Genomic DNA, 18,881 nt, shown 5'->3' with positions numbered 1-18,881 from the left:
ATTATCGTCCGACAGCAAAGTGCAATGTTGCCTGTGCATTTCGATGATTCATATCAGCAACCCTTTATCTATATTCATATTAATGAAGCCTCTGCCGGCATTTTTACATCAGCTTAAGGCGTATTAAGTACTCGGGAACAAGCAGGTTTCTGCGTTTCCATCTTGTCAACGCTCAGCCATTTTGAAAGATGGTTTCCATAATGGAAACAGTCAGGAGCCAATGGAGCGCATGTTATTTCACGCGTGCCATTTGACGAGGCGGCCAGAAAACATCCCAATGCAGCGGCAGCACTGGATCTGCTTTACCGCCACCTCAGACAGGGCGATTTCTGTGGTCCTGACGATCTCAGGGGGCTTTATGCAAGCCTTGATCGTATGAAGTATCGCGCTAAATGGTGGGTCATTGACGTCAGCAACAACCCTTTGCGCGTGATATTTTTCGCGGATTTTGAGCGCAGCAAAATCTTCATCAAACATATCTGCACTCACGCTGAGTACGACAAGCTTGTTTAGAAATATCGGGAGGTAACCGAATGAATACTGAAGCTATCAGGCTGTCAAATCAGCTGGCAGAAGCAGTGCCACTGCTGGCCGGCAGCAACCAGCGACATGATTATGAAGAAGCACTGAAACTGGTCGAATACCTTATTGAACATGAGCCGGATAATCCGCTGGTAGATTTGCTTTGTGCCCGCATTGCTCATTATGAAGATAATGATCCTGCGATGGCCGACTTTAATAGCCGTCAGGGTGAAATCAGCACCGGGCCTGGCGTTTTGAGGGTACTGATCGAGCAGCACAACCTCAGCCTGAGTGACTTTGAAAATGAAATTGGCAAAAAGTCGCTGGTCAGCCGAATCCTCAGCGGCGAACGTCAGTTGACCGTGTCACACATACGAGCATTGTGTGCGCGGTTTGGCCTGTCACCATCGTCGTTTTTTTGATTTAAGGCGACTCTAAAGGCCGATCAAACGCCAAAAGTCATTTTGCTTTATCACTCCGATGGATAAAAAAACGCCTTAGCCGAGGCGTTTTTCATCACAACGCAGGCCCGCACTTCACGTAAAACGCAAAGCCAGATTAAACCCTTCACCTGACTCCACGACAATCGCCTCTGTCTGCTCCTGATACGCAATATCACCTGCCTGTAGTGCGTTTCTGACCTGCGCGAGATCGCCGGTCTCAAAACCCAGCGCAACCATCCGGGCGCTGCCATCATAGTCTTCTGGCAGCGGACCGAAACGACGTTGCGCATACTCTGCTGACGCAAATCGAACCGTGGCGGCACCGGCACGCAGGACAAAGGCGCCTTCAGGGCAGGCAAGCACTTTTGCGGCACCAAAGAGACGACTATAGACCTGAGCCGAGTGCGCCGGGTCCTGCGCCACAATGACAAATTCACTGATGTTCCGCACGCCATTGGGATGGCGTTGCCATGCAGGCTGCCATACCGCTTCAGGCGTCAGGTGCTGGCAAAAAAAGCTGCGGCCATTGGGTATCAGCGAAGGGCGCAGCCGCACGGTACGAAAGCGCGCTTCAGTGACCGTACCGTCGGGCAGATCGACCGGACGATGAAAAGAGGCGGGTGGATCGCCATCCAGATCCTGACGTTCCAGATGCTGAAACTCACTGTCGGCGTCACTGCTTTTCCACACCAGGCCACTCAATCCCAGCGGCGATTGCCAGAGATCGGCGCGCTGGCTACCTTTGCCGGGTTCATAACCGAGCAACTCAAGATAATTTTCGCCAAAGATGGCCAGATGATTACTCGAACCCAGCGAATGATGACCGCGCTCTGTGAGCTGAAAGCCAAGCCGCCGGAAGCGCGCGCTGGCGCTGTCGAGCTGGTCGGCCACGTTAATCACTGCGTGATCCAGAATCGGTTGCGGAACCGGAACAGACATCGCTGCACTCCTTTTTTTGGTCATTGCGCCGCCACAATCTGCAACGCGCGCGGGACCAGCTGCGTGAAGTATTCTACTGCCGGGCCGATCAGTGCTTCATCCGGATCGAAGGCGGCGTGATGGAGGCCAAATTCGCTGGCGCTGCCAATGCTGACAAACGCGCCGGGCACCTGTTGCAGATAGAAAGCAAAATCTTCTCCGCCCATCTGCGGCGACTCAGCATACTCCGCGAGATAACCGCTCTGCTGGGCGACGTCCAGTGCCACATCCACCCAGCCTGGCGTGTTAATCAAAGCGGGCGGCCCCTCGGTCCACTCCAGTTCAGCGGTCGCGCCAAATCCGGCGGCGATGCCCTGAATCAGCGAGCGGATGCGGTGGGGGATCTGCGTCCGGATCTCACCATTGTGGGTGCGCACGGTGCCCTCCAGCTCAACGCTTTGCGGCAACACGTTCCAGGTATTCCCGGCGGTAAAGCGCGTCACGCTCAGCACCACCGTCTCCAGCGAGCTGAACACCCGGCTTGGCAGCGTCTGTAAAGCGGTCACAATATGGCTGGCAATCACGATCGAATCGATGCCCTCCTGCGGTCGTGCCGCATGCGCGCCTTTACCTTCAACGCGGATCACAAAGCGATCGACGTTGGCATAAAACGCGCCCGCCCGACTACGCAGCGTACCGAGCGGCAGGTCGGGCGCATTGTGCAGGCCGAATATCGCCTGTACGCCTTCCAGCGCACCGGCATCAATCAGCTGACGAGCGCCATTAAACGTCTCTTCAGCGGGCTGAAACAGAATCCGCACCCGGCCTGGCAGCGTGGCTTCCTGCTGTTTAAGCTGCAGGGCGACGCCCAGCATTACCGCGCTGTGAACGTCGTGACCGCAGGCGTGCATGACGCCCGGCGCCTGCGATCGCCACGGGCGATCGGTGATTTCATCAATCGGCAACGCATCAATATCCGCGCGCAGGGCAATCAGTGATTCGCCGTGACCGATTTCTGCCACCACGCCAGTTTTCAGCCCCAGCGGCAACAGCCGGATACCCGCCTGTTCAAGCCAGCCGGCAATACGCTCAGTTGTGGCAAATTCATGGTTTGAAAGTTCCGGATGCTGATGCAGTTCGCGACGCCACTGCACCAGTTGTTCAGTTAAAGGCAATGTCATGTTTATCCCTGTTATTCCGGCAGAAAAGGCTCGCCTAGCGTCAGCATCAGGCGATTGGCCCAGGCAAAGAAGGCGGTGGACTGAATCAGGTCGAGCAGGTCGAGCGTATCCAGACCCTGCTCGCGCAGTGCAGCAATCTGCGACTGCGCAGGTTGCGCAGGGGTTAGTGACAGCGCAGCCGAAAAGGCGATGATCGGCTGCCAGCGGGCAGTGTGTCCGTGGGATAACACTGCGCCGGGCGCGACATTCAGCAGCTTCTGTATTGCGTCATCCTGCTTTGAAAGCTGGCTGGCTTTACGCGCATGAACCGAGGCGCAATAAATACAGCCGTTGACCTTACTGACCACGGTGGCGGCCAGCTCACGTTCGGCGCGCGGCAGCCCGCCAGCGGTGTAGAAAATGCCTTTGTCGGTCAGGGTACGCTGCTCCAGCAGCGGCAGGTTACGCCCCAGCAGACGGAAATAGTCGGAATCGGTGTGACCAAATTTTGCCAGTGTCGCCTGCTCCTCCTCACTGAATTCAGCCAGCGGTCTGGCGGGCAGCCACGGCTCCCAGCCGAGTTCCTGCTGCGTAAACGCGGTCAGCGCCGTTTTGCCGCTGGCGGTCTTCAGTGCCTCATGCCAGTGACCGGCGACGACCGGTGCCGCTTCAGCCGCGGCTTCATGGCCCTGCAGGCTGCGCAGGCCTGTGATTAACCGGCTCTGAAAACTGACGAACGCCACCAGCTGCGCCAGCGTGACAATGCCACGCGGACTCCAGCCCGCCTGCTTCAGCGTCTCCAGATGGGCAGGTGTAGCGGCAACCGGCTCGAAGGTGAGGCGATGCGCGAAATCCAGCGCGGCGCTAATCCGATCACTGTCGGGCACGGGCTGCTGCGGCTGATAGTGCGTCTGCAGCTCCGACCGGTCATGCCAGCCTGCGACTTTTGCGGACAGAAGGCGTCGCTCGGCTAACGGAAAATCGTCATCGCCCTGGTCAAATAACACGTTGTAGCTGCCCTGGGCATGGCGCGTCGCGGCATGACGTGTCTGGCGCGCGTGGGCCAGTGCGGAAGCGGGATCGATATCCGCCAGTGCGGTAATCAAATCGTCAGGTTGACTCATGAAATTCTCCTGTCTGGTTCGCCAGCAGCACGAAGTGCGGGCGCAATATGTCCGGCAATCAGCTCAATCGAGCGCAGCGTGTCGGCATGCGAAGGCTCTGCTGAATGCACCTGGAATGAGATATCGGTGACGCGAGGCAGCACGCTGTCCTGCGCCAGTGAGCGCGCGACCTGATCGATGCCGCCAACATGGGCATCAAACTGTGCCAGCAGGTCATCAAAACTTTCACCGCGAATTTCGCCACGGTACTGAGCAGCCTGCTTGCGAATGCCCGGTTCAGCGATCTGACGCGCGTAGTAGTCTGAGTCCGCGACAAAGGCAGTGCGGGAGGCAAGAATACGCGGCTCAATTCCCACCGGAAGTGCCGCAAGATAGGCATCAATCAGCGGATTCTGCAGCGCATCGAGCGGACGTTCTGCCTGGCCTGCTGGCCGTGGCTGGGTGCGCGACAGCATCAGACCGTGTCCGCCCTGGCCGGCACGGATTGCGCCCTCAACTGAAAAGGTGGCGATCCACACGCGTCCGGCGAGCTGCGGCGCGGCGGGCCAGAGATGATTGTCCGGATGTCCCAGCGAATCACCGCGCCAGGCACTGAGCAGCGTATGCAGATTGTCTGCAAATGCCGCGCCGCGTTCGGCAAACGTCAGGCCAAAGGGTAAAAACGAGTCCGGCGTGCCGCCCGATCCCAGCCCGATCTCCAGCCGTCCGTCCGACAGCAAATCCAGTACTGCGGCATCTTCTGCGACCCGTAGTGCATTTTCCATCGGCAGCGTGATGATGGCAGTGCCGAGCCGGATGATGCGGGTATGGGCGGCGGCGTGCGCCAGGAAAACCAGCGGCGAAGGCAGTCCGCCCTCATCCTCATGAAAGTGATGCTGAGCAATCCATGCTGTATCAAAGCCACAGCGCTCGGCATGCTGAATCTGTTCTGTAGCCAGCTGATAGCGCTGTTTAGCCGGGACGTTATCCAGCAGTCGGGTAAAAAATCCGAGACGTCGGCTCATGCTGACTCCTTGTGCGTTAACGGAACGAGCGGAGGGATCGCACCAATCAGTTCACGCGTGTAGGGATGCTGAGGTGCGCTGAATATCGTGACAACGTCACCTTGCTCCACCGCTTCGCCCGCTTTTAAAACGGTGACGCTGTCGGCAATCTGTCGCACCGTCGCCAGATCGTGCGTAATGAACAGATAGGTCAGCCCCAGCTCGGCCTGAAGCTGCTGCAAGAGGTCGAGGATTTGTGCCTGCACCGTGACATCCAGCGCCGAAGTCGCCTCGTCCAGCACCAGGATTTCAGGCTCGCAGATTAGCGCCCGCGCCAGGGCTACACGCTGCCGCTGGCCGCCTGAAAGTTCATGCGGCTGACGTGATAACAGGGAGAGTGGCAGTGCCACCCGCGAGGTGATCGCTTCCACCCGTTCGCGGCGCTGGCTGCGGTTCAGCTTGTCAAAGTTACGCAGAGGTTCTTCGATAATTGAATAGAGCGTCTGGCGGGGATCGAGCGAGGCAAAGGGGTTCTGATAAACAAACTGGATCTTACGGCGCAGCTGACGCAATGCCTCGCCGCGCAATCCATTGACCACAATGCCGTCCAGCGTCACTGCGCCACTATCGATGGTTTCAAAGCCCAGAACGATGCGTGCCAGTGTCGTTTTGCCGGATCCGGATTCGCCGACCAGCGCATGCGTGGTGCCGCGTGCCACCTGAAAACTGACGTTGTTCAGTGCCTGTAATCGCTGCTGTTTACCCAGCGAAAAGCTTTTCATCACGCCGGTTGCCCGGATTGCCGGGGCAGAAAATCGGGCGGCCGCAGGTTTAACGCGGGCGGGTCGGTCCGGCGCAGCATCGTTCAGTAACTGGCGGGTGTAGGGATGTGATGGCGCGCTGATGACCTGGGGGGTGCGTCCCGATTCCTGAACCTCACCGTGGCGAAAAACAATGATGCGGTCTGCACGCTGCGCCGCCAGCGCCAGGTCGTGGGTAACGAACAGCACGGCGGTACTGGATTCCTGCCGCAGGTCATCCAGCAGATCGAGAATGCGCTTCTGCACCGTGACATCCAGCGCGCTGGTCGGCTCATCCGCAATAATGATCTCCGGCTGCAGGGCGAGGGCGATAGCGATCAAAACACGCTGCTTCATGCCGCCTGACAGCTGATGCGGAAACTGCGTAACCCGCTGTTCCGGGTGGCTGAGACCGACGCGGGTCAGCAGATCGATCACCCGCTGCTTGCGCTGTGCTCCCGGTAATCGCAGATGCAGGCGCAGGATCTCCTCCACCTGTTCGCCGACGGTTTTCACCGGATTCAGGGAGTTGCCAGGATCCTGCGGCACCAGGCTGATGCGCGCACCGCGCAGCGAGTCGAAACGCTTCTGTGACCACTGGCTGATATCGACGCCGTTGAGCCGGATTTCACCCGCTTCGCGGCGGCCGTTTTCCGCCATCAGGCCCATAATGGCCTGTGCCGTGGTGGTTTTACCGGAACCGGATTCCCCGACCAGTGCCACCATCTCACCTGCGTGCAGTTCGAAGCTGACATTATGCACCACCGGCAGCCACTGGTTGCCACGGCGATAGCTTAGGGTCAGGTTGTTGACTGCGAGTAACGGCTGAGCGCTCATCGGCGTCCTCCTGAAAGTTGCTGACTGATGCGGTTCGCGGCGAGCACGACAGCCACCACCACCACACCAGGAAACGTGGTCAGCCACCAGGCGGTAGCCAGATAATTACGCCCTTCAGCGATTAGCAGACCCCATTCCGGCACCGGCGGCGGCGTGCCGTAGCCGAGAAAGCTCAGGGTCGACAGCGCCAGAATCGCCTGACCAAACTGCAGGGCGGCATAGGCAATCACCGGCGTCAGCGCATTGGGCAGAATGTGACGCCACAGCACGCTAAAAAAGCGGCCGCCGCTGCCATATGCCGCCTCGATATATTCACTGTGGCGAATGCGCACCACTTCGGCCCGCGCCAGCCGGGCGAAGCTGGCAATGGAGGCGATGCCCACTGCGAGCGCGGCGTTCAGGGTGCCGAAGCCGAGTAGTATCAGCACGCTCAGTGAGAGCAGCAGCGGCGGGATCGCCAGCAGCACATCCACGGCGCGCATCACGATCGATTCAGTTTTGCCGCCCGTGGCGCCCGCCAGGACGCCCAGCGCGGTTCCGGCCAGCAGTCCGATCGCTACCGCCATGACCGCAGCGGAAAGCGAATGTGACGCGCCGTAAACGATGCGGGCAAAGAGATCGCGGCCAAGCTGGTCGGTGCCGAGCCAGTGTCCGGTCTGCGGTGCCAGCCGCTGTGCGCCCGCGATGCCTTCCAGCGGGTTGGCCTGGGTAAAAAGGGCCGGGAAAAGGGCCGCCAGCACGGCCAGCAGCATCACGAATACGGCCAGCCACAGGCCCGGTGCGAAGCGGTAACGCCTGGACGGGACGGATTGTCGGGCGGCCGCGTAATCAACCAGACTCATGTTGCACCTCTTAAGAGCTGTAAGCGCGGATCAAACAGCGGCATCAGCAGATCCACCAGCAGATTAATCACTACAAAACCCAGCGCGGAGATCATCACCACCGCCTGTAAAACTGCGACATCCTGATTGTTCACCGCCTGCTGCGTCAGCTGACCCAGCCCCCCCAGCCCAAACACCGTTTCGGTAATCAGCGCGCCGGCAATCAGTTCGCCGAGCAGCAGACCCGCCACGGTAAGCACCGGCAGCATGGCGTTACGCAGGATGTGCCGCCACAGGACATAGTGCTCGCTGGCGCCTTTGGCCCGCGCCACCGCCACGAATGGCCGGGTGGAAACCTCATCAATGCTGCGCAGCAGAATCTGTGCCAGCGGCGCTGAGATTGGAACCGCGACGGTGATAATCGGCAGAATCAGTCCCTGCCAGGGCGAGGGATTGATGACCGGGATCCAGCGCAGCTGGAATGAGAAGAGCTGAATCAGGGCGATGCCGAGCCAGAAGGTCGGCACGGAGATAAACAGCGCGGGCAGGGACTGCAGCAGATTACGCAGGAAGCGCAGGGCGGGCAGCCTTGAGAGGGTCGCCAGCACGAAAGCCAGCAGCGTTGCCAGCAGGAATCCGCACAGCGCCAGTCGCAGCGTGCCCGGCAGGTTGCTGGTCAGCAGTTCACTGACCGGCACGCCCGCCTGCACCGAATAGCCGAACTCGCCATGCAGCATCGCCGCCAGCGTATGCAGATATTGTTGCCACAGCGGGCTGTCTGCGCCATAGGCCTGGCGCATCTCAGCAATCTGCTGGGGACTCAGGCCGAGATCCGGATTCTGAAACTTGATCAACACCGCATCACCCGGCAGCACCTGCAACAGCACGAATGACAGGGTAAACGCAGCCCACAGTACCAGCAGTCCCAGACCGGCGCGTTGCAGCAGATAGTGGCGCATCATCACCTCCGGTTACTGTTTTTCCAGCCAGGCACCATACAGCGCCGGACGGCCTACCGCTTCAAAACTGACCCCTTTCAGCCAGGGCGCGCCTGCATAAACCTGCGGCTCTTCAAAAATCGGAATCACATAGGCCTGGTCCAGGAGATAGCGCTGAACATCACCGGTCAGCTGCAGGCGTTTTGCCGGATCAACTTCGGAGGAGACGTCCACCAGCAGCTGATTAAGTTTGTCATCACGGAAGTTTTTTACTTTGTCGCTGGAGCCACCTTTCTGCAGCAGGTTGTCGCGGTTAGCCGGGTAGAAGCTGCTTTTGATCACGTCGGGATCGGCGCGGCCAACTTCGGTAACGTTAAGCGGCGTCTTCAGGGGATCGAGGTTATCCAGCGTTTTGCTGCCCGCATCACCGGCTTTGACGGTGAGGGCAACCCCCGCCTGTCGCCACTGCTGCGCGACCAGTTGCAGCACCTCTTTGTTCTGCGGCTGTGGCAGGGATTCATAGACGGTCAGAGCCAGTCGCTGGCCCGCTTTCTCCCGGATGCCATCTGCGCCCGGTTTCCAGCCCGCCTGGTCGAGCAATGTCTTCGCTTTCGCCAGATCAAACGTCAGTTTGTCCGCCAGATTGACGTAGCCCGCAGCGGTGGTCGCGACGACCGAGGTTGCCTGCGGATAGTTGGGAGAGAAGAGCGTTTCAACCACCTGCTTCGCATTAGTGGCGTGCAGCAACGCCTGACGCACCCGGATATCACTCACCAGCGGGTTATCGGGGCGGAAGCTCAGGCTGTCGTTGACGCCCCGGGTCGGCGCGGCATAAACCGGGAAGTTCTGATCTTTCGCCTGCTTCTCATCATAAGCCTGCACCTGACGAATCAGTTCCGCCTGGCCCGCCAGCAGCGCACCGATGCGCACGCTGTCTTCCGGCGTCACAATCACTTTAATTCCGTCGAGGTTAGCCGGCCCCTGCTGCCTGATGTTTTTCGGGCCCCACTGGTACTCTTTGCGCGCCACCAGATCCACTTCACGACCGAGCTTCTCATCACTGACCACAAATGGCCCGGAACCGATGATATGCCGGGCATCACCCAGTTGATCGAAACTGCGTGCCAGGGTACTCAGCGACACCAGGCCGGAGCCAATCGTGGCGGTGCCCTGCAAAAATCCGGGCGAGGGTTTTTTGAAATAAAACTTCACCGTCAGCGGGTCAATCACTTCACTGTGGTCGTAGTTATTAATCACTTCCGAAACCGGCAGGCGCAGCGCTTTATTTCCCAGCCCGTAAGTATCAAAGTTTTTCGCCACCGCGTTAGCATCTAATGGCGTGCCGTCGGAAAAAGTCACGCCAGGACGTAACTTAAACGTGTATTCGGTTTTATCGGCATTGGTGGTCCAGCTTTCCGCAATCCAGGGTTCCACCTGTAATGTTTCAGGATTCTGCCAGGTTAATTTATCGGTAATCTGATTGAGAATGCCGCCATTCGGGTAAAAGCCACCGGCGGGCGGATAGAGGTTGGTATGTGCCTGCTGTTCAAGATAAATCAGCGTGCCGCCTTTGACCGGCGCGGCCACTGCATTAAAAGTGAGAGTCCCGGCAAGTAATGTAAAAACCAGCGTCTGTGCGCGTGGTTTAAGGGGAAATAACGTCGTCATGGTGAATTCCTTTGTTATCAATTGCCTCAGCAGGCGGAATCATCATCGAATGACGCATCACACAGATAAAGTAACGATTTGGTCAAAGCTTATCTGAAAATAATAAATGCGGGAGTGAGTGGGAATTTATGAATGGTTTGAATATACGGAATGGCAAATAAAAATCTGCCATTCCGCGGGTTTATATTTTCTTAACGACCAGCAGGGGTGTTATTACAATTCGGCACATAATTTCCGCTGGCCTGCACGCAGGAACGCACTCACCAGACCCAGCCACAGCAGCCCGCAGATCAGGTTCACCAGGCTGAAGCCCCCGGTTCCAAAGCTGAAATACGCGGTTTTGGCGGCTTCAATGCCCAGTGCAATAATCAGGATGCTTATCATGCCCAGCATTGCCGCCACGCTGCCTTTTCCGGCATTGCTGGAATAGAGTGTCATGCGATACAGTCCGGCGTTAATCAGCCCGGTGCCGAAGCCGTAAAGACTCATTCCGGCGGTGAGCCACAGATAACTTTGCGGATCCAGCAGGGTAGCGACCGCCGCAATAGCCAGTCCGCAGACTACTGGCCAGGCACCAAGCCGTATCGGCTGTTCAATCGGCAGACGGCTGGATAAGCGGCCCAGCGTCAGGTTGCCCGCAATCATCGCGGCAAAGACCGGCAGCTGAAGCAGGGCATAGTCGATGCGGCTGAGTTGCGCGCCGTGGATCAAAATCACGGGTGATAGCGCCACCCAGGCGATGCAGGGTACGGTGACCAGTCCGATAGCCAGTGAACCACGCATCACCTGACGATCCTTCAGCAACGCCGCGTAACCACTGATAATCGATCGCAGCGACAGCGGTTTCTGACGATCGCCTGCTGTTTCAGGCATGGCATACCACAGCCCGGCCAGCGCCAGCGCCGCAACCGCACCAATCAGCCAGAACAGGGTGCGCCATTCTCCCACGGTCAGAAAAGCCGCGCCAGCCAGCGGCCCGGCCAGCGGGGCGAGCAAGGCAACGTTGGCCATCAGCGCCATCATTTTGATGCTCAGCGACTCCGTGAACGCCTCCTGCACCGCTGCGTAACCCACCGCACCGATAAAGCAGAGGCTGATCCCCTGCAGAAACCGCAGCAGGACAAACTGCTCAATGCTTTGCACCCAGTGGGTCGCGATGCAGGAGAGCATAAAAAAGGCCACGCCGCTGAGCAGCACCGGACGTCGCCCGATACGATCCGAGAGCGGACCCAGCAGCCACTGCAGCAGTATGCCACCGAACAGATAGGCAGTGAGCGAGGTGGAGACCCACTCTGGCCCGACTTTAAATTCCTGGGTCACCAGCAGCATGCCGGGCTGGATCATGTCATGGGCGATATAGGTAGCGAACTCGAACAGCACCAGAGAAAGCGGAAAGATCAGATGTCGCCGGGTCAGCTTTGCCAGCGGTTGAAAAGAAGCCATTGAAGATTCCTGCAATAAAACCATTAAAAAAGCGGCCACCAGGGTGACCGCATAATTACTTAGTGACAGTGTAACGCTTAGCGCCAACGGGCAATCGGGTTGACCAGCGTACCGGCGAACTTAAGGTTCTCGGCGGGATCGGACAGGTTGATCATCTGCTGGTTATTCGCCAGCTGCAGGCGGTTCAGGCAGGAGCGGGTAAACTCGGGCGCGAACATGTCATAACGCGCGAATTTAGTCGCATGCTCCGGATGCGCCTGCTGGTAATCCTTCACGCACTGCGCCACTGCCTGCCAGAAATCGTCTTCCGGCAGCGTCTCTGACTGATCGAGAATCGCGCTGATAAAGCGGAAGATGCAGTCAAACACATCAGTGAAGATGGAGAGCAACTTAAGCTCCTCCGGCACTTCGACGGCCAGACGCTGCACGCCTTCCGGCAGCACCGCGTCCGGGTTCATCACGGCGATCTCTTCGCCGATATCCTTCATATAGGCGCTGACCGGAACGTTGTTCTCCAGCAGCATGATCAGGTTTTCACCGTGCGGCATAAACACCAGATCGTGCTGATAGAAGCAGTGCAGCAGCGGGCTGAGATAGCAGGTCAGATAGCGTTCAATCCACTGCTTAGCAGGTAAACCGGAGTCCGCGATCAGCGCGGGCAGCAGTGGCTGCTGGTGGTGATCGACGTGCAGGAAAGAGGCCATCGTCATCAGACGCTGGCCCGGTTGCAGGCTGGCGGCTGGATTATCGCGCCACAGCGCAGCAAACATCTTTTTATAGGCGGAGTCGCCTTTGATCGCCTGCTCGTAGTAGCGGTTGTGATAGCCAACCGACGCAACTTCACGCAGGATGCGGAAATCACAGCGTTTCAGCCAGTCATCGCCCGCCACCAGCTGTTCCAGCCAGCCGTTTATCGCAGGTGTTGTCGCCATGTAGTAGGGTGACAGACCGCGCATAAAGCCCATGTTAAGTACTGACAGCGCGGTTTTCACGTAACGCTTTTCAGGCTGGCTGCGGTTAAAGAAGGTACGGATGGACTGTTGCGCCTGGTATGCGTCATCGCCGGTGCCGAGATAAACAATATCGTGATTAGCGATGTCCGCTGCAAACACGGTCAGCAGTTTGTTCTGCCACTGCCATGGATGTACCGGCATCAGGATATAGTCCTCTGTCGCCAGCCCTTTCTTTATCAGCTGCGCATTGAACTGTTCCACGGTAGTGTCGCCCAGCTCATCACGCATCAGCTGCTCATAGCTCAGCTCGCTGAGGCTGGAGAAATGGGCGTTGCGGCGGTGGACCGCGACCCAGATAAGATGTACGGGCGCGGCCGCTTCCGGCGCATAGGCCAGATAGTCCTGTGCATCGAAGCCAATACGTCCGTTGTTGGCAACAAAGCAGGGATGGCCTTCGGTCATCGCCGCTTCTACCGTCTGGAAATCGGCTGCAACCAGCGCCTGGCTGTCGGGGTTATTCTTCTGCAGCTTATAGACACTGCTGCACAGCGTGCTGCTGATCTCTTCCATGTAAGTTGCCAGCAGCGCCTGCGGAATCCCGATCTCACCGTTAAACTCAACGATAAATTTCAGCGCATCCAGCGGCAGCGCGTGACCGTTCTCCTGCTTGCGCAGGGAATCTGCGTCGATCTCCCAGTGATCCAGCGCCAGCCGCGACGCCCGGAAATGGTAAGTTGCTTCACCGCCCGGCACCGCCAGCTGATAACTTCCATCGTCCGTTTCCTGCGGCGCAATGATTTTTTCATGCGCAAACTCAGCAACTGCTTTGCGGATCAGCATGCGGTTTGCCTGCGCCCAGTGGTCGCCCGTCAGATGCGTGCCGTCTGTCAGTGATGGGAGGATGTTCATGGTCTGCGACTCCTGCTGTAACGCGTGTTGATAATCTTCCCGCTGGCAGAAGGCCAGCCAGGCGGTTTTATGGCCCATGTCGATGGTGTGCTGGTAGTGGAACCCGGCGCGCTTATTCAGCACGTGAATTTTTTCATTGCGCACGTCCGGTTCGACCACCACGCGACGCACCTCGGGGCGGCTGAACATGTAGTCCATCACCAGCGTGAAGACCTGCCAGCTGAAGGCCTTAATCGGCTTGCTGGCCGGGGCAATCAGAATGTGCATGCCGTAATCATCAGGCGCGGCCGGATAAAATTTACCGACCTCATCGTCGCCGGCGCGATAGCACTCAATCAGGCAGACGGGCTGATCGTTGCAGCAGCCAATCAGCGCTGCATGCGGATCCGTTGCCGTCAGCGTCTGGTAGAACGCCGCGACCTGCACCAGGCTCTGCTGCTGCATGCCCCAGAAGCGGGCGTAATCACGGGTGACCCAGCTGTGGATTAGGGGGGCATCGCTCTCCAGCATGGGTCTCAGGGTGAACGTGCCTGCGGGGCGATCGGCACTGAACAGCGGTTGTGATTTCATCTCAGTGCTCCGATTTAGCCGGGAAGGTCTGGAAGGCGATCTGGCGCTCAATCGGGTAGACCTCGCGTCCGGTCAGTTCACGCAGCAGCACAGAGTTGCGGTAGCAGGCCATGCCGAGATCCGGCGTGACAAAGCCGTGGGTATGCAGCTCGGCGTTCTGCACGAAGATCTGATTATGATTGTCGATGCTGTAGTTGCGCTGCACGTCGTAGCGGCCTTTGTCATCCCAGCGCAGGCGTGCGGTAATGCCTTCTAAAAACATCGGCGGCTGATAGTGATAGCCGGTCGCCATCACCAGTCCTTCGGTGCGACGGGTGAAGGTGCAATCCTGCTCCTCCTGATGCAGCGTCAGCTCGAATTCGCCCTGCGGCAGCCAGCGCATCGCGGTCAGCGCCGAGTGGGTGAAGAGGTTGACGTTGAGATCACCGTCGAGCTGTTTCACATACATCAGGTCATAAATGTCATTGATTAAGCTGCTGTTGATGCCTTTATAGAGATTCTTATGGCGCGCATTCAGCTCGTCACGGGTGGTGGCGGGCAGGGCATGGAAATAGTCGACCCACTCTGGTGAGGTCATCTCCAGCGTGAGCTTGGTGTACTCCAGCGGATAGAAACGCGGCGCGCGAGTGATCCAGTTCAGCTGATAACCAAAGCGGTCAATATCAGTCAGCAGGTCGTAGTAGATTTCCGCGGCGCTCTGGCCGCTGCCGAGTACGGTAATCGAACGTTTCTGCTGCAGTTCTGCTTTGTTAGCCAGATAGTGGCTGGAGTGCGTCAGGCGCTGACGATGCGGCTGGCTGCACGCTGGCATCCAGGCCTTCGGCCCGGTGCCGAGGACCAGATGACGCGCCTGATAGCGTTGCTTTTCACCACTTCGGGTGTCGGTCACCTGAAGGTGATAGATTCCGGCGGCTTCATCATAGCTGACATACTCGACATGGCTGTTCCAGCGCAGATTAGAGAGTTTTGAGCTGGCCCACTGGCAGTACTGGTTATACTCTTTGCGCATCAGAAAGAAGTCTTCACGGATATAAAAAGAGTATAACTTTCCCTTTTCCTTCATGTAGTTGAGCAGACTGTACGGGCTGGTGGGATCGGCAAGCGTCACCAGGTCGGCCATAAACGGCGTCTGCAGATGCGCATTTTCCAGCATCATGCCGGTGTGCCAGTCAAAGCCCGGATTCTCATCCAGGAACAGACCATTCAGCCCCTCAACCGGCTCGCTCAGACAGGCCAGGCTAAGGTTGAACGGGCCGATGCCGATACCAATAAAGTCATAAACGGGATTATTCATTTCAGATCTCTCCATGATTCGCCGCACTCAGCGCAGAGGCACGCACCTGTTCGCGGCCATAGTGCGCAATCAGGCTCAGTACATCTTCAATGTCGGCCGTGGTCGTGGTGGGATTTAACAGGGTAAATTTCAGGTACTGACGACCGTCGACTTTGGTGCCCGCAATCACTGCATTACCGGAACGGAACAGCGCTTTACGGATGGCAGCGTTGATCTCGTCGATCTGCGCGTCGCTGGCATGTTTGCCGGGAACGTAACGGAAAATCTGGGTCGTCAGCTCAGGCGCATGCAGCACTTCAATGGCAGGATGCGCAGTTAACAGCTGGTGCGCGGCCTGGGTCAGATCTATCAGCGTATCGAAGGCGTCACCCAGCGCCGCCGGGCCCATCACGCGCAGTGTCAGCCACATTTTCAGGGCGTCAAAACGGCGTGTGGTCTGAATACTTTTGTTAACCAGATTGGGCGTGCCTTCCTGCTGCGCGCTGAGTGGATTCAGGTAATCTGCATGGTGCGTAACATGCTTCAGGTCATGGCTGTCGCGCACAAAGAAGGCGCCGCAGCTGACGGTCTGGAAGAACGATTTGTGATAATCGACAGTGACGGAGTCAGCACGCTCAATGCCGTTCAGCCGTGCGCGATGATTCTCAGAAACCAGCAGACCGCAGCCGTAAGCGGCATCAACGTGCATCCAGAGACCATAATCTTCACAGAGACGGGCGATGTCGGGCAGCGGATCGATGCTGCCAAAGTCGGTGGTGCCGCTGGTGGCGACCACAGCAATCGGGATCAGCCCTTCACTGCGGCAGCGTACGATCTCCTCTTCCAGGCATTTTGCATCCATGCGGTAGTGGTCATCGTGATCAACGGCGATAACCGCGTCATAGCCCAGACCCAGAATCGCCATCGACTTCTGAATACTGAAGTGGCTGAGTTTCGAGGTAAACACCCGCCACTTCGACGCCGTCTCCGGCAGGCCGCGATGCTTAATCAGATGCCCCGGATGATGTTCCGCGCACCAGCTGTCACGCGCCAGCAGCATTGCCATCAGGTTGGATTGAGTGCCGCCGCTGGTAAAGATCCCATCCGATCCGGCAGGCAGACCAATACGGCCCAGCGTCCAGTCGATCACCTTCTGCTCAATCAGCGTGCCGCCGGCACTCTGATCCCAGGTATCAACCGAGCTGTTTACCGCCGCCATAATCTGTTCGGCCATCAGAGAGGGCAGCACGACCGGGCAGTTCAGGTGCGCAAGGTATTTAGGATGGTGGAACCAGACGGCGTCACGCAGATAGAGCTGACTCAACTCTGCCAGCGCGTCATCGTTATTGCCCAGCGGACGATCGAGATCGACATCGCTGAACTCCGCCGCCAGTTCGTGGGGCAGAATCCCGCTGAAAGGCTTCTCTACGCCAGTCACGGTGCGCGTCATCAGCGCCAGCACCTCCTGAGTCTGCTGCGACCAGGCCGCCAGTTGCTGATCGTTAAAAATAGCCGTTTCGGCTCCGCTGGCATTGGAGGCTGGCGCGAGGTCCAGTGCCGTCTGAGTGGATGAGCGTAAAAGCATTTTCAGTTCCTGTGCGTGAATACCAGTGACCCTGCCGACACAACGTCAGCAGCGTTAGAAATCCGCTCAACAACTCCAGTAAACATAAAACTAACTAACCAGATAAAAACCCTGACCATTACGTGGATTAGTGTTTTCACCTTAAAAAGAGAAAATACCGCATATTATTTGTGGATTTGGCAGCGTTTAACGCTTTGTTATATGCGGATGAGAGTGTAAATGTTAATCATTATCATTCAATTGTTTTGTTGTTAAATTTTATTTATTAGTATGTCTAATGTTGAAAGTGTGATTCAGATCACTTTTTGCGTTCGGAATAGTCCTTTTTTTTAAGGGAAAACAGGACCGGGTTGAATCAGAAATGAGGGGGTGCATTAGTGTGTGGGTAAAACAAAGATGCGAAAACTGACAGAAATCGATATCAGGATGAGCGTGCTGCGGTCAGTCACCGTGGTAATAGCGGTGGTTCGGGCGAATCGGTCGGATATGAAGAACGGAAAAGGCAGAGAGCCTTTTCCGGTTAGCATTACAGCGCCTGATTACACTTCATTTGTTTCAGCAGGAACCTTCTTTTTAGCCATAAAGTTATAAACCACAAGCAGGCCAAAAATGCCGGTGATAATCAGGGTAATGGTTCCCTTATCCATAAAGTGCGCCATATTACCGAGCAGGATGCCTGTGACGCCAAAATCTGTATCCGAGAAAGTGGTGTTGGTCAGTCCAATCTGACCGAGTACCGGCAGCAGGGCGACAGGCAGGAAGGTGATCAACAGGCCATGCGCAAAGGCGCCGCAGATTGCTCCGCGTTTACCACCGGTCGCATTACCAAACACACCGGCTGTCGCACCACAGAAGAAGTGAGGAACCACACCGGGCAGAATCAATACCCAATGCAGCTGACCCAGGACAAACAGTCCGACCAGGCCACCGACAAAGCTGGAGATAAAGCCAACCAGCACCGCATTCGGCGCATAGGGGAAGACAATCGGGCAATCGAGCGCGGGTCTGGCTTCCGGCACCAGTTTTTCTGAAAAGCCGGTAAAGGCCGGGACAATTTCAGCCAGAATTAAACGCACGCCCTGCAGAATGATAAAGACGCCAGCGGCAAAGGTAATGGCCTGAATGAAGGAGTACACCAGGTAGTTCTGTCCATTGCTGAAATTAGCCTCTACATACGCTTTACCGGCGGAGACCGACAGGATTAAATAGATAATCATCATTGTCAGCGAGATAGAGATGGTACTGTCGCGCAAAAAACTCAGGTTTTTTGGCATGTTCATCTCTTCGGTGGATTTCGATCCCTTACCCACCACAGAACCGATCCAGCCCGATAAGACATAACCAATGGTCCCGGTATGCGCCAGCGCGACATGGTCGCCTCCGATGATCTTACGCATATAGGGCTGGGCGATAGCCGGGAAGGTAGCCATCAGAATACCCAACAGCAATGATCCGGTGTAAATAAGCTGAAGACCTTCGAAACCAGCGACCGATAAAATAATCGCGATCATACAGGCCATATAAAACGTCACATGTCCTGACAGATAGATATATTTGAGTCGGGTAAATCGGGCGACCACGATGTTGGCAACCATGCCGAAGGCCATGATCATGGTGGTTGGCGCCCCATATTTAGCCAGCGCGATAGAGACCATCGCTTCGTTATTTGGAATGATGCCCTGAACATCAAACGCATGCTTGAAAATGTCGCCCAGTGGCGTCAGAGAACCGACCAGAACGGTCGCGCCACCTGCCAGCACCAGAAAGCCCAGAATAGTTTTTACCGTGCCCTTAATCACATCAGGAAACGGCTTCTTCTGCGCAATCAGTCCGAAAAATGCCACCAGCCCGACCAGGATTGAGGGCACTTTCAGTACATCGACGACGAACTGCAAAAGATTTTGAGTAAACATATTAACCTCGAGGGTAAGGCG

At 57.1% G+C, this 18,881-nt stretch carries 15 protein-coding genes; 2 read left to right on the top strand and 13 right to left on the bottom strand.

The window, feature by feature from the left end; all coding sequences use genetic code 11:
* Positions 1–234: 234 nt before the first annotated feature.
* Entirely contained in the window at positions 235–513 is a 279-nt protein-coding gene (locus tag IBT54_RS01075; protein WP_201251511.1) for a type II toxin-antitoxin system HigB family toxin, read from the top strand.
* Between the two features lie 20 nt (positions 514–533).
* Positions 534–944, top strand: a complete 411-nt coding sequence (locus IBT54_RS01070; protein ID WP_095707827.1) for a type II toxin-antitoxin system HigA family antitoxin — start codon at positions 534–536, stop codon at positions 942–944.
* 114 nt (positions 945–1,058) lie between these two features.
* Here the strand turns inward: IBT54_RS01070 and IBT54_RS01065 are convergent, their stop codons facing one another.
* From IBT54_RS01065 to IBT54_RS01005, 13 genes are all read right to left on the bottom strand, one after another.
* Entirely contained in the window at positions 1,059–1,904 is an 846-nt protein-coding gene (locus IBT54_RS01065) for a VOC family protein (RefSeq protein ID WP_013196320.1), read from the bottom strand.
* Between the two features lie 20 nt (positions 1,905–1,924).
* Positions 1,925–3,064, bottom strand: coding sequence for an amidohydrolase (locus IBT54_RS01060; protein ID WP_201251347.1), 1,140 nt, complete (start codon positions 3,062–3,064; stop codon positions 1,925–1,927).
* An 11-nt stretch (positions 3,065–3,075) separates the two neighbouring features.
* Positions 3,076–4,167, bottom strand: coding sequence for an alkylhydroperoxidase domain protein (locus IBT54_RS01055; protein WP_201251346.1), 1,092 nt, complete (start codon positions 4,165–4,167; stop codon positions 3,076–3,078).
* The gene (locus IBT54_RS01050) at positions 4,164–5,171 is read right to left on the bottom strand and encodes a putative FMN-dependent luciferase-like monooxygenase (protein ID WP_201251345.1); all 1,008 of its coding nucleotides are present in this window, start codon (positions 5,169–5,171) and stop codon (positions 4,164–4,166) included. The genes IBT54_RS01055 and IBT54_RS01050 overlap by 4 nt, the downstream gene beginning before the upstream one ends.
* The gene (locus tag IBT54_RS01045) at positions 5,168–6,787 is read right to left on the bottom strand and encodes an ABC transporter ATP-binding protein (RefSeq protein ID WP_201251344.1); all 1,620 of its coding nucleotides are present in this window, start codon (positions 6,785–6,787) and stop codon (positions 5,168–5,170) included. The genes IBT54_RS01050 and IBT54_RS01045 overlap by 4 nt, the downstream gene beginning before the upstream one ends.
* Entirely contained in the window at positions 6,784–7,629 is an 846-nt protein-coding gene (locus IBT54_RS01040) for an ABC transporter permease (RefSeq protein WP_201251343.1), read from the bottom strand. The genes IBT54_RS01045 and IBT54_RS01040 overlap by 4 nt, the downstream gene beginning before the upstream one ends.
* The gene (locus IBT54_RS01035) at positions 7,626–8,567 is read right to left on the bottom strand and encodes an ABC transporter permease (protein ID WP_201251510.1); all 942 of its coding nucleotides are present in this window, start codon (positions 8,565–8,567) and stop codon (positions 7,626–7,628) included. Before IBT54_RS01035 ends, IBT54_RS01040 begins: the two co-directional genes overlap by 4 nt.
* Before the next feature lie 12 nt (positions 8,568–8,579).
* A complete protein-coding gene (locus tag IBT54_RS01030) occupies positions 8,580–10,214 on the bottom strand; it encodes a TIGR04028 family ABC transporter substrate-binding protein (RefSeq protein WP_201251342.1) in 1,635 nt (544 codons plus the stop codon).
* Between the two features lie 213 nt (positions 10,215–10,427).
* On the bottom strand, positions 10,428–11,657 hold the full coding sequence (locus IBT54_RS01025) for an MFS transporter (RefSeq protein WP_201251341.1): 1,230 nt from the start codon (positions 11,655–11,657) through the stop codon (positions 10,428–10,430).
* A gap of 77 nt (positions 11,658–11,734) precedes the next feature.
* Positions 11,735–14,089 carry a GNAT family N-acetyltransferase gene (locus IBT54_RS01020; protein ID WP_201251340.1) on the bottom strand — a complete coding sequence of 785 codons (2,355 nt, stop codon included), beginning with the start codon at positions 14,087–14,089 and terminating at the stop codon, positions 11,735–11,737.
* Position 14,090: 1 nt separating this feature from the next.
* Complete coding sequence (locus IBT54_RS01015; RefSeq protein WP_201251339.1) at positions 14,091–15,383, bottom strand: lysine N(6)-hydroxylase/L-ornithine N(5)-oxygenase family protein; 1,293 nt, start codon at positions 15,381–15,383, stop codon at positions 14,091–14,093.
* A 1-nt stretch (position 15,384) separates the two neighbouring features.
* Positions 15,385–16,947 (bottom strand): aspartate aminotransferase family protein, encoded by a 1,563-nt coding sequence (locus IBT54_RS01010; RefSeq protein ID WP_147788841.1) that lies wholly within the window; start codon positions 16,945–16,947, stop codon positions 15,385–15,387.
* Between the two features lie 539 nt (positions 16,948–17,486).
* Entirely contained in the window at positions 17,487–18,860 is a 1,374-nt protein-coding gene (locus IBT54_RS01005; protein ID WP_013196307.1) for a PTS ascorbate transporter subunit IIC, read from the bottom strand.
* Positions 18,861–18,881 lie beyond the last annotated feature (21 nt).

Origin of the sequence: Pantoea sp. S62, assembly GCF_016658625.1 — a bacterium.
Classification (GTDB): domain Bacteria; phylum Pseudomonadota; class Gammaproteobacteria; order Enterobacterales; family Enterobacteriaceae; genus Pantoea; species Pantoea vagans.
Note: the sequence above shows the minus strand (reverse complement) of the source record. Positions and strands in the feature narration are given on the sequence as shown.